Origin of the sequence: Aliiroseovarius marinus (assembly GCF_004360145.1) — a bacterium.
In the GTDB taxonomy this organism is placed as follows: Bacteria; Pseudomonadota; Alphaproteobacteria; order Rhodobacterales; family Rhodobacteraceae; genus Aliiroseovarius; species Aliiroseovarius marinus.
On the sequence record NZ_SAIT01000016.1, the window covers coordinates 15,081 to 29,689 of the forward strand.

At 57.9% G+C, this 14,609-nt stretch carries 8 protein-coding genes and 1 tRNA gene; 6 read left to right on the plus strand and 3 right to left on the minus strand.

Translation table 11 applies throughout. The features are described from left to right. The first annotated feature begins 4 nt into the window (after positions 1 to 4). Together nqrF and EOL43_RS13285 are read left to right on the plus strand one after the other, a co-directional pair. A complete protein-coding gene (nqrF, locus tag EOL43_RS13280; RefSeq protein WP_133489398.1) occupies positions 5 to 1,228 on the plus strand; it encodes an NADH:ubiquinone reductase (Na(+)-transporting) subunit F in 1,224 nt (407 codons plus the stop codon). Positions 1,229 to 1,395: 167 nt separating this feature from the next. Further along, complete coding sequence (locus EOL43_RS13285) at positions 1,396 to 2,052, plus strand: Crp/Fnr family transcriptional regulator (protein WP_133489399.1); 657 nt, start codon at positions 1,396 to 1,398, stop codon at positions 2,050 to 2,052. A gap of 310 nt (positions 2,053 to 2,362) precedes the next feature. Here EOL43_RS13285 and EOL43_RS13290 read toward each other — a convergent pair whose 3' ends face one another. Beyond that, a complete protein-coding gene (locus tag EOL43_RS13290) occupies positions 2,363 to 5,251 on the minus strand; it encodes an AAA family ATPase (protein WP_166636252.1) in 2,889 nt (962 codons plus the stop codon). Positions 5,252 to 5,262: 11 nt separating this feature from the next. Next, the gene (locus EOL43_RS13295; protein WP_133489401.1) at positions 5,263 to 8,181 is read right to left on the minus strand and encodes an acetoacetate decarboxylase family protein; all 2,919 of its coding nucleotides are present in this window, start codon (positions 8,179 to 8,181) and stop codon (positions 5,263 to 5,265) included. Positions 8,182 to 8,608: 427 nt separating this feature from the next. On the opposite strand from EOL43_RS13295, the gene EOL43_RS13300 reads away from it, so the two are divergent. After that, positions 8,609 to 10,285 (plus strand): Hsp70 family protein, encoded by a 1,677-nt coding sequence (locus EOL43_RS13300; protein WP_166636253.1) that lies wholly within the window; start codon positions 8,609 to 8,611, stop codon positions 10,283 to 10,285. Next, positions 10,275 to 11,846 (plus strand): hypothetical protein, encoded by a 1,572-nt coding sequence (locus EOL43_RS13305; protein WP_133489403.1) that lies wholly within the window; start codon positions 10,275 to 10,277, stop codon positions 11,844 to 11,846. Before EOL43_RS13300 ends, EOL43_RS13305 begins: the two co-directional genes overlap by 11 nt. Before the next feature lie 282 nt (positions 11,847 to 12,128). Here EOL43_RS13305 and EOL43_RS13310 read toward each other — a convergent pair. Next, positions 12,129 to 12,202: transfer RNA gene (locus EOL43_RS13310), tRNA-Cys, on the minus strand. 200 nt (positions 12,203 to 12,402) lie between these two features. Between EOL43_RS13310 and EOL43_RS13315 the strand changes: the two genes are divergently transcribed. Together EOL43_RS13315 and EOL43_RS13320 are read left to right on the plus strand one after the other, a co-directional pair. Then, entirely contained in the window at positions 12,403 to 13,056 is a 654-nt protein-coding gene (locus EOL43_RS13315; protein ID WP_133489404.1) for a protein-L-isoaspartate O-methyltransferase family protein, read from the plus strand. 45 nt (positions 13,057 to 13,101) lie between these two features. Then, positions 13,102 to 14,502, plus strand: coding sequence for a TolC family outer membrane protein (locus EOL43_RS13320; RefSeq protein WP_133489405.1), 1,401 nt, complete (start codon positions 13,102 to 13,104; stop codon positions 14,500 to 14,502). Positions 14,503 to 14,609: the final 107 nt, after the last annotated feature.

Below are 14,609 nucleotides of genomic sequence, written 5' to 3' on the forward strand. Positions count from 1 at the left end.
AGATATGGCAACCTTTAGCCTTGGCATCATCCTTTTCACCCTGATCGTTCTGGCGCTGGTCTCGATCATTCTGGCCGCCCGTTCGAAACTGGTGTCCACAGGTGACGTGAACATCACCATCAATGGCGAGAAGACAATCGCAGTTCCGGCTGGCGGTAAGCTTCTGCAAACGCTGGCCGAACAACAGCTGTTCGTGCCCTCGGCCTGTGGTGGTGGCGGGACCTGCGCACAGTGCCGTGTGAAAATCCACTCGGGTGGTGGGTCGATCCTGCCGACCGAGGAAAGCCACATCACCAAGCGTGAAGCCGCCTGTGGCGACCGCCTGTCCTGTCAGGTGGCCGTGAAGCAGGACATGGAAATCGAAGTCCCGGAAGAGGTCTTCGGCGTTAAGAAGTGGGAATGCACCGTGCGTTCCAACGACAACGTCGCGACCTTCATCAAGAACCTGGTTCTTGAACTGCCGGAAGGCGAAGACGTGAACTTCCGCGCGGGTGGCTACATCCAGATTGAAGCGCCGGCCCACAAGCTGAACTATAAAGAGTTCGATATCGGCGAAGAGTATCACGAGGACTGGGACAAGTTTAACCTGTGGCAGTACGAAAGCACTGTGTCCGAGCCGATCGAACGTGCGTATTCGATGGCGAACTATCCGGATGAAAAAGGCCTGATCATGCTGAACGTCCGTGTGGCCTCGCCGCCGCCGGGATCGCAGGGCATTCCTCCGGGCCAGATGTCGTCTTACATCTTCAACCTGAAGCCGGGCGACAAAGTCACCATTTCGGGTCCGTTCGGTGAATTCTTCGCCCGTGAGACCGACAAAGAGATGGTGTTCATCGGCGGTGGTGCAGGTATGGCCCCCATGCGCTCGCACATTTTCGACCAGCTGAAGCGTCTGAAGAACAAGGATCGCAAGATCACCTTCTGGTATGGTGCACGCTCGAAGAAAGAGATGTTCTTTGTCGAAGACTTCGACAGTCTTGCCGAAGAATTCCCGAACTTCACGTGGCATGTGGCGCTGTCGGATGCGCTGCCCGAGGACGATTGGGGCGGTTACACCGGCTTCATCCACAACGTCCTGCATGACGAGTACCTGAAGGATCACCCGAACCCTGAAGACTGCGAATACTACATGTGTGGTCCGCCCATCATGAACCAGTCCGTGATCAACATGCTGCTGGAACTGGGCGTAGATCGCGAAGACATCATGTTGGATGACTTCGGCGGATAAACCGCCCGGGTTTCCCGAATAGACACATCAAAATGCCCCGAGCAATACTGGCTCGGGGCATTTTACGTTTACGGAACCGTCACTTAAAAGTTGAAGCCATTGGCCTGCCTTTGGTTGACCTTCAGCCGATGATCTCTAATCTGAATTGACCTTAAGTCGGGGAATTCATGGTTTTAAGTTCAATTGGCGCCAGCGCACTAGATCGGTTGCGTCAGCGCGGGCACCCGCGCATCTACAAGAAAAAGGACGTGGTGTTTCGCTTTGGCGATCCCGGCCTGACGCTTTTGATCGTCTCATCTGGCACGGCCGAGATCAGCGTGACCACCGCGGTTGGACAGAAATCCATTCTGGGCGTGGCAAAGGCCGGCGATGTTCTTGGCGATATCGCCTGTCTGGATGGCGGCCCCCGCAGTGCGGATGTGGTCGCCTTGGAAACCATGGAAGCGGTCGAGGTGCAGCGCCAAGACGTGTTGCAACTGTTCCGCGAGGATCCAGACAGCGCCATCTTGGTCATTGAAGCGCTTTGCCAGAAAGCCCGCAATGCCTCGGAAATGTTCGAGGTGCAGACCATGCAAAGCGGGCAGGCGCGTCTTGCGGCCTGTCTGCTAAGGCTGCTTCAGAACGCTGTACATGGTGAAGAAGGTCATCTTGCCGTGAAGGCCAGTCAAAGCTGGCTAGGCGCCTATGCTGGCCTGACGCGCGAGAATGTGAACCGGCAGCTGAAGGTCTGGGCCAAGGACGGCGTGGCTCGGTTTGAAAAGGGTTTCGTCGTGATCGAGGATCAGGATCGCCTTGCGGAACTGGCACAGGGCGACGATCACTAGGATTTCCCCTTGATCGCACCAATAAGTTGAAAATGAATAAAAATCTGCTGATTTTCGACAGGCTGTGACGTGCGTCACAGGTTCGACATGTGGCGCGTGCTATCCAAAAGCAGAAGACGCTGAAAGCTTTTGGGGAAAGTTATTTTAGCACGCTTAGATAGATGGAGCTCGCTTTGGGTGGCGCTGGAGACGGCGTTTTGGAGTGAGAATTAGACCCGGCCTCCGGGACGCCTAAGTGTCTTCCCCCGTCAGATGACGGACGGGGTTTGGTTGTGCCATTATTGGCTGCCGTGAGTGGTGAGGCGCTACGTCAGCTCTGGGTTCTCAGGTCCAGAGGCGCCGACGCACCAGACGCAATTTGTGAAAGCTCTGTCCGGATATCGCGGATGGAGCTGTCCCACTCGTGCTCACCTGCGGACTCAGACAAATTTTCGGCCTGTTCCAGCAGTGTTTGCGCTGTTTCGACATCTCCGTTCGCCACATGTGCCTTCGCCAACGCCGCCTTATAGAAGGGGGCGTTCAGGTTAGCACCGATCATGCTGGCTTGCTCGGTTAGCATTTCCAGCATGGCCGGGGTCTCGGTCGTATTGCCCTGGTAAATCTGGATAATCGTCATCCAAACGCGCCCGATCAACGACCAGAATTGCGCTTGTTGTTCATCAGCAATTTCGATCCCGGCCTGAACTTCCTTGGCAGCCAGATCCAGATACCCACCCGCCAATAGAGCTTGCCCGCCAAAAACGTGGATCCATGGGATCTGTGCGATGGCACCGATCGCTTTCAGGTGTTCTTGTGCCTGCGTCATGGCGGCTTGCGCCCCGTCCAGATCGCCTTTGCGGCTTGCCACATGGGCGTCCGCCGACAGAACCGAGGCCAGCGGATCTGCGCCCAGCTCTAGGAACAGGCGGCCGTGATCTTCGGCCCGATAGATGGATTTCAGCTGGGCACTACGATCGGCGGCCAGATCAAACTTTCCCGAATAGAGCGCATGAGCAGTTTCGTTCACCAACCACATGACTTTCAGCTCGTCATCGCCGTCACGTGCAAGCTTCTCCATCATCTCGACATACTCGCCGCTCTCGCGCACGCGTCCGTTGATGATGCGATGGGCAAATAGACCGTAGAGTGCGGTCATGCGCTGGCGGTCGGTGCCCTCGGCATAGGTGATGGCATCTTCCAGCAGCTGATAACGTTCCAGCACCACAGGGTGCGAGAAGCCCATGCGTTGCACCGTGGCGCTGGCCAGAAGCGACAGGATGGGCAGGTATTCGGGGCGCGAGACCTGCTCGGGTGCGGCCTGGTCTTCCATGTTCGCGCGTGCATGATCCAGATAGGCCATCGACTGGTCAAAGTTCACAGCCATCAGCATATGAATGCCCGCGGCGATGCATGCCGCCGGAAGGTTTTCATGGTCGCGTGCGGCCATGCGGTGGTCCGCGATCAGATGCGGATAGGCGCTGCAATAGTCCGGGTCATGGGTCTGCATGGCGTCCGCAAAGGACTTATGCAGAGAACGCCGACGTTTTCCCGGAATCATCTCGTAGGCCGCATCACGCAGCAGGATGTGGTCGAAGAACAGGGCACCCTCGGCATAGGGGTTGAAGATGCCGCGGATGGTTAGAACGCGCAGCTCGTCGTCAAGGTTGGGGCGGTCCGGCAGCAGATGCGCGACACGCTCGGGCTGAAAATCGCGCCCCAAGATAGAGGCGCATTGGATCACGTCGCGCAGGGCGCCAAAGCCGTTGATGATGGCCTGAAAGGTAGCCTCGATCGTCTGGGGCAGCTGTTGCGATCCGTCCTCGTCCTCGTCCTCGACCTGACGCGCGTGGGTGGCCAGAGCCGACAGGAACAAGGGATTGCCCTCGGCTGCTTCGATGATCCGGGCGCGTTTGGTGTCGCCCAGTTCAGGATAGGACGACAGGGCTTCCGCAGCGGCGTCTTCCGAAAGTGGGGCCAGATGCACCGGCGTCACTGGCGTGTTTTCCAACAGCGCGTCGACCTTCTCGGACGGGCGGCTGGTGACAACGATGCGCGGCGGGGTGCCTTCGGCTTGCATGAGGGCCTGAAGCACGGCAATCGTACCTTCGTCGAACCAATGCAGGTCATCGAAGGTGAGGGCGGCTGTACGGGTCTGTGCCAACCCGGCCAGAGCGTGGGTGGCCAATGTAATTCGGCGCGATTGCAGTTGTTCGGGGGTCAGAAGAATGGGCTGGGCGGCCTGCAGGCCAAGCAGCCCGGCCACCACCATGATGTCTTGATCTTCGAGTGTGACCCCGATTGACTTAAACTGCGTTGCCAGATCCTCAAGCGAAGATTGTGCATGCAGATCCAGCTCGCGCCGTAGGGTTTCGACCACGGGGAAGAGCGCGGATTGCTGAAGGTTGGCACGGGCGTCAACCCGGACCACACCAGCGTTCTTCTGGGTGCGGCTGAAGGCGTCCAGCAGCACGGTTTTCCCGATACCTGCCGGGCCGATGATCGCATGGGCGCGGCTGGCGTCGTTTTGTAGAAGCGCAAGTTCCTTGTCGCGCTCCAGCAGGTTAGAACCCTCGGTGTGATCCTCTTGGAACTGAAAGCCGGTGACCTCGATCAGCTCGACCGGTTGGTCGATGCCTTTCAGAAGGCGCGTGTCATGCGATGCTTCATCAAGCCGGGCGAGCCGCGATAGGAAAGACTTCGTCTGGCCCGAGATCACAACGCCGCCCACAGGCGCCTGTTCCTGCAGGCGCGCGGCGCGGTTGACGTGCAGCCCGGTCAGCTGCGGAAACAGCGCGCCCTGCTGGCCGACGCGACACATGATCTGGCCGGTGTCGATCCCGACACGGACCTGTTGTCCGCTCACTTGTTCGGGCATGGATTTTGCAATCGACAGACCTGCCGCAATGGCAGACAGCGCCGAATCCTCGCCATCATGGTCCAGCCCGAAGCAAGACAGAACCCCATCGCCATAGCGCTGAAGTACACGGCCGCGATAGGTTTCCACCGTGTCATTCACCAGCTGGTGAAAGGCGGCGATGGTGTCGTCATAGGTTTCAAGCTCGGTCGAGTTCGCAAAGGCGGTCGAACCGACAAGGTCAATGAACTGAATGGTCAGGATGCGCAGTTCGGGATTGTCGTCCAAGGCGACGACCTCGGTCCCGCAATGGCTGCAAAACCGCGCGCCCTCATGCAGTGCTTCACCGCATGACATACAATTCATGGCATTCATATTTACCTCATCGACCTTTGACGCACCCATTCCCTTGCCATGGCCGCGTGACGGACCCGCTTGCTGTCCAGCGGGTTGGTCATCGCCCATGAGCACCACACCCGGAATGCACCGGGGAGGCGATCCCCAGTTTGCAACTGTAACGGGACGGCGTCAAACGAAGTTGTTGGAAAACCGTTAGGATCCGGGTCTTTAACCTCGATTTGGGCCGACACTGGCGCAACGTAAGCGCGGTCCAGTTGCAGGTCGAATGCGTTGTAGAACATCCGGCCCGAGGCATTGCGTGTGACGAAGGTCATGTTCAGCAGATTCGAGATCGCCCCCTGTGCCGGGTGGCCGGGTAGGGGGTCCGGGTCCAGGTGCTGTTGGAACGTGGCCTGCATTTTCATCCCGCGCGGGCCGGTGGCCGTGAAACGTGTGTTCTCAAGCTTGATATCGGACCACACCTTGGGCATCGCATAGAATACTTTGCCCGCCATGATCGCGGACTTGCTGTTCACATAAAGCCTGCGCGGATAGAGAAGCGGGGCCTGCCGTGCTTCGGCGGTGCGGGTATAAGGGATGGCGAAGGTGGCCTCTCCATAGGGGGACATCGCCATGAAATCCGGCACGAAGGATCCACGCACGTTGTGATAGCTGCAGAACGACATGCCGACAGGGTGGAAGCCCGGGCGGGTCAGGGGGCTTGGCCCCAGCTCGATCCCCGGCGGCAGCATGGCCTGCACCTCGGCACGTGGCATCTCGTAGAAGACGAAGACGCCCGTCATCTCGCCACGGGCAAAGAACGGCGTCAGCGGCCATTTCGTGCCCGAGACCGAGTTCGTCTGGAACATCGCCTTTTCTGACACGGTTTCTTCGCGGGCGATATCCTCGGCCCCGACATTCAACAGCTTCTCGCCGGTGACAGCCGATGCACAGGCGATGCCGGACATGGTCGCGCCTTCCACGCAGCCGGCATTCAATCCGCAGCGCGTCCAATCACCCGCCAGATAGAGGTTGGCAAAGCCGCTCTGCGAGGGCGCCAGCCGGTGATAGACGCTGTTTGTGACTGACAGCACATAGCGTTCAGACCCGAACATGTTCACGCGGGAATAAATCGCGGCGTCTTCGCTTTCGTGCAGCAGGCTGCGGTCAAACGTGCCGTCCTTTTCCGCCCCCGGCCAGAACTTCACCAGATCGTTGTCCATCCACCGCCCGAAGCTGTCGCGGAAGTCGTGGATGTCTTCGCCATCCGGCGCGGGCGAGCAGAAATAGGCGATGGATTTGGGTTTGTTCGCGCCCCAATCCTCGTGCGGGATCAGGTGGGACATGTCTGCCCATGTGTCCAACGGTTCGGCAAAGCCAGTGATGACCGTCCGCATCGGCGAAGAGGGCAGGGATTTTTGCGAGTTATGCGCTTTGACGCGCTTCTCCCACCCTAGCTGTTTTGGCGTTTTGTTCAGCCAAAGCTGCATTGCGTGGGTCGGGACCGTCTTGACCCGGTCCAGCATGTTCCGCCAACGCTCAGACGCGATGGACAGCTCTTGTGACATATAGGGCAGCGACCCGATCGAGGCGCCAAGGATCACAAGGTCGAAATCCTCGCCCCGTTTCAGGGTGAACGGCTCGCCTTTCGGCGGTGTGCGCTCGCTTTCGAAATTGATGCCGCTGGCTTTCAGGGCCGCGCCGTCTTCCAGCTGATCCCACAAGGGTTCTGAGGGCCAGCAGGGCAGGCCGTCCACGTCAACCAGCGGTTCATAGGTGCCAGATTTCACCTTGGCCTGCCGCACCATGCTGATGCGCTCGATATGGGTGCGGTCCTCGTCCAGATGCAGATTGCGGGCGGCGTTGAAGAACTCGAACTTCACGCCCAGCTCTTTCAAGACCAGATAGTAGGGGCCGAAAATCGTGTCGCCCATCCCGGCCTGCATCTTGTGAAAGATCGCCCCGGAATAGGTGAAGATCAGTCGTGTCATGGCCCGCAGTGCTGTGCCTGCGCCAGCATCGCCTTGCCGGTCCGTATTGCCCATCGGGAAGCCGAAGACGAAGTCATAACACCCCCGGATCGACACCCATTTCAGAGCCTGATCGCTGACGCCGTTCATACGCAGCCAGTCCGAGAACTCCCACTGGTCCAGCACGTCATAGCCATTGGTGAACGTGTCCGAGCTGACCACCCCGTGCATATAGCCCAACCCGATATCCAGAAGGTTCAGGCCCCGGCGCACACTGTCGCGGGCCATGTTTTCAGGCGTCTGCTGGCTGTGCACCTCGGCCTGCACATCTTCGATGATCTCAAGCAACAGGTCCGCGTTGTGAGGACCTGCGGGAAGGCCCGCACCCGGCAGCGCCTTCAGATGCGACAGGATGCTTTCATGTCCGTCCAACAGGCCATCCGGAACCTCGATCCCCAACGGCCCATCTGCGCCGCCTTCCAGCTCGCCTCGGCGGAGAAACTCGATCATGATCTGCAAAATCCGCATCATCATCTCGAAAGGCGAGGGGACCTCGGTCTCGTTCCCCGGCTCTTCGTCATATTCAGGAAGATCAATTACCCACGGGCGCCACGGGTTTTCGTTCGGGTCGTCTGTGGGGACGTGTTCGGCCAGGAACAAATGCGACAGCGGCTTGAACGCCTTGTCCATCGTGCCAAGAGGGTCACTTTTCTTGCGCAGTCCCAGCTCGACCATCTGTTCATAACAGCGGCGCATGTTGCGAAAGGCGTTCTGATAGAACCCGGCCCAGACATGCAGCCCGTGTTCCTCGATCCGCTGCCCAAACTCAGCGTTGCGCCCGCTGGCGCCTTTTCCGCCCGTGCGCCATCCAAGCTGATAGACGGTAATGTCGTATTTCTTGTCCCAATCCGGCGTTTGCGTAATGGCGTAAATGGCCGTCATGGCCCCGACACCGCCACCAATCACGGCGATCTTTTGCTTCTCCATATTGCGTCCCCAATAATTCGATGCTGCATAAAGCGATCATTTCAAACTGTTGATTTTGGTTAACTGGTATTAACCATTGCTGATGAGGACCAATCCGCCAACATTTTCGTGTCTAAATGCAGGCGGAAAGCGAATATTTTTAAGGGCTTAGCAACTATAGATTGAAATAGGTGCCATACCGCACGCGGCGCATGTGAAATCGCCACCGGCTGGGTTTGACGCAGAGCGCATACCAGAACCACAGCAAACCAAGCCGCGCATTTCCTGTGGCACGCGCCACGAGAAGCCAAGTTCAGGTGCGTGGTCCGTACATGACAACTGAATTTCAATAAAAGGTGGAAATTGCATTGCAATTCGGAAGGCTTTTGCTTCAGAAATTGGCATGCAACTTTTGCGTTAATGAATATCTCCCAAGTTGGTTATGAGAATGTATTTTGGAATTGATTTAGGCACGACAAATTCACTGATCAGTGTATTCGAAAACGGGCAGCCACGTCTTATTTCCTCCAAACCAATGGTTCCTTCGGTCGTCGCGTTGATAGATGGGGCGCTTATCACAGGTGACGCCGCAAAAGAGAGGCTTCCAACACACCCCAAAGATACGGTTGCCGCGTTCAAACGGGCGATGGGAACTGACAAGACGTTCAAGCTTGGGCGGCAAACGCATACAGCGGTGGACTTGTCCGCCATGGTTTTGGCGCATCTAAAGCATCTGGCCAGCTCTGAGACCGGATATGACGTGTCTGACGTCGTGATTTCGGTTCCGGCCTACTTCAATCAGCTTCAACGAGACGCAGTTAGGGCCGCCGCATTGGCGGCCGATCTGAACCCCTTGCGCTTGATCAACGAACCCACAGCCGCTGCCATCGCCTATGGTTTGCAAGACATCGACGAGCAGGGCCACATTTTGGTGTTTGATCTGGGTGGCGGGACGTTTGACGTCTCGATCATCGAAGTCTTTGAAGGCGTGCTAGAGGTCAAGGCCACAAGCGGCGATGCCTTTTTGGGTGGAGAGGACTTTACCAAAGTCTTGTTTGAGCATCTGGCCCAAAAACATGGCATTCCAACCGACGATGTCGTCATCAAAGCCAGACTGTGGGACGCTGCCGAGTCACTAAAGCAGCGGCTGTCGACTGCGCATGAAGCGGAATGTGACTTCGTCTGCGACGACCGCACAGAGAGCCTTTCCATCTCGCGCGATACGTTCTCGGACATTGCGTCAAATCTGGTCAGGCGCCTGCGGTTGCCTGTGGAGCGGGCATTGTATGATGCAAAGCTGACGAGCCAGCAGATCGACAAGGTCGTTCTTGTCGGGGGCGCAACCCGAATGCCACTGGTCCGCTCTCAAGTATCGCGGATGCTTGGAAAACTGCCTGAGGTCGGAATTGACCCGGATCATGTGGTCGCATTGGGGGCCGGGATCCAAGCCGCCCTGACGGCAAATGATGCGGCGCTGGATGATGTCGTGATGACCGATGTCTCGGCATTTTCGCTGGGATTTTCCATTAGTCGCCAGTTTGGGAACAGGTATGAGCATGGGTTCTTTGAACCTGTGATCGAGCGAAACACCGTGATACCGGCGTCTCGTGAGCATATCTTTCAGACTGTGGAGCTTGGCCAGACCGAGGTGCATTTCGAGCTCTACCAAGGAGAGGCTCCGCGCGTTCAAGACAACATCAAACTGGGGGCGATGAAGGTCAAAGTTCCACGCAATTCCAAGGACTACGAATCAATTGCGGTGCGCCTTAGCTACGATACGTCGGGGCTTTTGGAAGTCGATACGACCGTTCTGTCTACCCAGAAAACCCAGTCCGTGACGATCACCGATCTGACAGGTGGGTTGAGCGCGCGAGAGATTTCAGCCCGTAAGAAGGCTCTTCAATCCCTGAAAGTCCACCCCAAGGACAATGAGGACAACCTGGCCCTGTTGGCGAGGATCGAGCGTTGCTATGCCATGGCTTTGGCCGAGGATCGCAATCAGCTCCAGAATATGCTGCTGACGTTCCAATACGCCCTTGATCGGCAAAATCCGAGCGAGATCCAGTCGCTTCAAGAAAGCCTCTCCGAGCAACTTGATCAGTTCGAGACAAACTATGTCAGATAAGCTGGAATGGCCGTTCAGCGTACTTGGACTGGAAGACGAAAATCCGGACAAGAAAGCCGTACGCAGGGCCTATGCGAAAGCGCTGAAAGCGATTGACCAAGCGGCGGATCCTCAGGGGTTCCAAGCCTTGCGTCAGGCTTATGAGGCGGCGCTTGACATGGTCGACGTACCGCACGCCCATGAAGTGGCGGATGTGGATACCCCCTTAAGCCGGGATCCTGAGCGGATGTCTGAGGAGCCATACCTAGACAGTGTCGCGCATCCCGTTACAGAAGCCCCCGTTCAGATGGGGTTGTCGCCAGAGGCCATAGATCTGGTCAACCGCGTGTCAGTATTTACCGCGCCAGAGCCGGATGTGGATCGGTTGTTGTCGATCCTGAACGATCCAGCGATGAGCGACCCGGTCGCAGCCCAAGCGGTCGAAGAAGAGATCTACCATTTCTTGTACAACATGATCGACGACGACGGCGCGGAGTTTCCCGGTTTCGCCTTGCGCGGGGCAAGTGGGTTTGCCCGGAACCCACCAGAATCCCATCGCACCGCGCAGCTTTTTGATCAGTTGGACGGGACCTTTGGATGGATGTCCGATCAAGTGCGCATGCAGAACCGCTTCTACGGGTATGACCGTTTCTGCCTTGCCGCGACCTATCTTGGGTCCCGCCGCATGTCACCGCCGCCAGAGCCCAGCTCGGGTATCAACCGGCAGATCGTGTGGCCCATCGCTTTTGTTGTAATCCTGTTCTTGGCGAATGTTGTGCCCGATGTTGTCGGCGGCACAAAGCCGCGGCTCTCGCCTCCGGCGCAAACCCAATTTGAGCAGGACAAGGGGTTCCTGTTCGATCTCCATGGCGTGACGCCATCCCCAGAAACACTCCAATTCCTGCACGACCTCGCCCAGGAACATGAATTCCCAGAAGTTGAGAAACCTCTTGTTGACACGCTTGTCACCCGAAACTGGGCTCTTCGCACTGTAAAGGGCGACAATTCGTGGATGACATATGACATCTATTCCGACATGGATGCGAAGAAGTACATGACCGGGGTGATGCTGGCGGCCAAGCTTCAATTGAGCCAGAAACTCAGCTACCGGGATGCCAGTGCGTTCAGCCTGTCCTGGGATGCTGCCAAAAAGAGCGGGGTCTGGCGCAAAATCGGTGACGGGTATCATGGGCAACGCTTATGGGGCGCTGGTGGTGGATACATGATTGCGACGTCTCACGACCCAGATGACACCAATCTTCGCGTAGTCTACCCGCAAGAATATGTTGATGCAGTTCTGGGCTATCTGGGATCAGACTTCCGCTCTCTGGAAGGGGCGTTTGGGCTGAAACCGTACACGCTGGACCAGCGGCCCCAAGTCAGGCTCTATTACTTTGATAGCGTGACATTCGAACGGGCAAACGAGCAACCCGTTGACATAGACCGTCATTTCCTCAGCAGGACGGGCCTTGGGGACAATCGTTGGCCCATAAGGGCGGCGACGCTGCCCCAGGAAAGCTGCCAAGTGCTGACGATAACCTCGGGCAAGATCGAACGAGACGGCCAGTGTGCGCAAGATTGAGCTGAAGGCCAAGGGTAGATAGAATTCGAAACGCAGTCTCGGCTGGAGGCGTGTTTTCTGAGCCCCTGCCTGAAGGTGCGTATTGCGACTTCGAGCGCGACAATGCGGTCCGGTGGCGCGAGAGGCGACGGTCGCGAACGCTCGCCGATTACAAAGATCTCGTCGCCTGCCGAGCTGGTCAAAAGCAGGTGTCGTGACAAGAGAATACAGATAGAGCCCAACAGAATGCTTAGCCTCGCCCCGCGGCGATTTTCACAATTACCCTAAGTCGATGATTTAATGTGGAGGCGAGTACCGGAATCGAACCGGTGTACACGGATTTGCAATCCGCTGCGTCACCACTCCGCCAACTCGCCATCCGTGGTGTGGGGGTTCTCTAGCGCGGGTCTTAGGGGGATGTCCAGCCCGGTTTCGCGCTTGGATGTGTGATTTTCCGGCACAGGTTTCAGAAAACGCCGGATCAGGTGCTCAATACGGTCGCATCACCTTGCAGGATTGCGGCCATCGGCCTAACTGTGGCAGAAGAAAACAAAGATCCCAGAACCATAGGCCCGCCATGACTGATTTCGCCGCACGCCGTACCATGATGGTCGACACGCAGGTGCGTCCTTCGGATGTTACCAAATTCCCGATCATTGATGCGATGTTGACCGTCGCGCGCGAGGAATATGTGCCGGATGGCAAGCGCGAGGCTGCCTATGTCGGTGAAAATATCGATCTGGACGACGGTCGTGTGATGCTTGAGCCGCGCACGCTGGCCAAGATGCTGGATGCGCTGAATGTACAGCCGAACGAGCTGGTGTTGGATCTGGGCTGCGGCCTGGGCTACAGCGCTGCCATTCTGGCGCGTCTGGCCGATTTCGTCATCGCTGTAGAAGATACAGAAGACCGCGCCAACGAAGCGCAGGGCATTCTGTCGGCTCAGGGCGTGGACAACGTGGCTGTCGTCGCAGGCCCCCTGGCCGAGGGCAACGAAAAGCACGGTCCCTATGACGTGATCATGGTGGAAGGCGCCGTGGAAACCGTACCCGCAAGCTTGTTGGAACAGCTCAAGGATGGGGGGCGTATTGCCTGCATCTTTGCCGAGGGGATGTTGGGAACTGTAAAAATCGGGTATAAGATTGATGGGGAGATGGTCTGGCGGCCGAATTTCAACGCCGGTGCCCCCGTTGTGGCTGGATTTGAAGCGCCACAGGAATTCGCGCTTTAAGATCGGCGACACGCCCGCAATAAATTTGAGATGCAGGAGAGCGACATGCGTATTGGGTTTAAATCAAAGCTGACAGGGCTGGCCATGGCCTGCGCCTTTGTCGCCACGCCGGCGGCCTATGCGGAAAGCCTCTCGGATGCGATGGCCTCGGCCTACAAGAACAGCGGCCTTTTGGAGCAGAATCAGGCCCTGCTGCGCGCCGCGGACGAAGACGTTGCGATTGCGCAGTCCAGACTGCGTCCGGTGCTTAGCTACGCGATCCAGCACAATTGGATTGACCCGACCACGCTTGTTCCGAATGACGACTACTGGCGCACCTCGGCGACGCTGACGGCGTCGGTTCTTTTGTTCAACTTTGGCCGCGGCAAAATGGCGGTCGAAGCCCAGAAAGAAGCCGTACTTGCGACGCGTGACAGCCTGGTCGGGGTCGAGCAGAACGTACTTCTGCGCGCGGTCAGTGCATTCCTGGATGTGCGCTCGGCAAGTGAAAACGCCCAACTTCAAGCCAACTCGGTGCGTGTTCTGACGCAGGAACTGCGTGCGGCGAACGACCGTTTCGAAGTGGGTGAAGTGACCCAGACCGACGTCGCACTGGCGCAGGCGCGCCTGGCGGCTGCACGCTCGGGCGAGGCTTCGGCGCAAGGTAGCCTTGCGATTGCGCGTGAGGAATATCGTGCTGCAACCGGGAACTACCCGGGCACCTTGTCGGCCCCGCCGCGCGTCCCGATGACCGCAAAAACGCTGGAGGCGGCGAAGGCGATTGCGCGTGACCGTCATCCCGATCTGCTTGCCGCGCAACACAATGTACGCGTGACCGAGCTGGCAGCCGAGATTTCCAAAGCCTCGATGAAGCCGTCGCTGGTGGGTTCGGCAAGCACAACTTGGGTGGACCGAACATCGGCCACGTCTAGCCTGGACAGCAGAAACACCAGCGTTGGCATCGCGCTTCAGGGTGACATCTATTCCGGTGGTCTGAAATCCGCTGAATATCGTAAGGCCATTGCGCAGATCGACGCGGCGAAAGCTGGTTTGCGTCAGGCACGCATTGCCGTTGATCAGGGCGTTGCAAATGCTTGGGCACAACTGGCTATCGCGTCGGCCTCGCTTGAAGCCACCGACCGTCAAATCCGCGCCAGCCGTGTGGCCCTGCGCGGGGCACGGGAAGAGGCATCGTTGGGCTCGCGGACCACGCTGGACGTTCTGAACGCCGAGCAAGAGTTGCTGGATGCAGAAGCCGCCCGCATCACTGCCCAGTCGAATCAGTACCTCGCGGTCTATTCGCTGTTGTCGTCGATGGGTCTTCTGACGGCCGAGCATCTGAATCTGGGCGTCGTCGCCTTCGACCCCGAGGCCTATTACAACACCGTCAAATCCGCACCGATCCATAACGTCAGCCCGCAGGGCAAGCGTCTGGACCTCGTGCTCGAGGCGCTAGGCAAGAAATAAAGCACTTTCCGGGACTTGCGCAGCGTGTGCGATTTGCCTCGCTGTCGCAGGTTTCTACTTGTGGCTGTTGTCTGGCCGAGGCGAACTGGCTAGTCTGACATCAAACA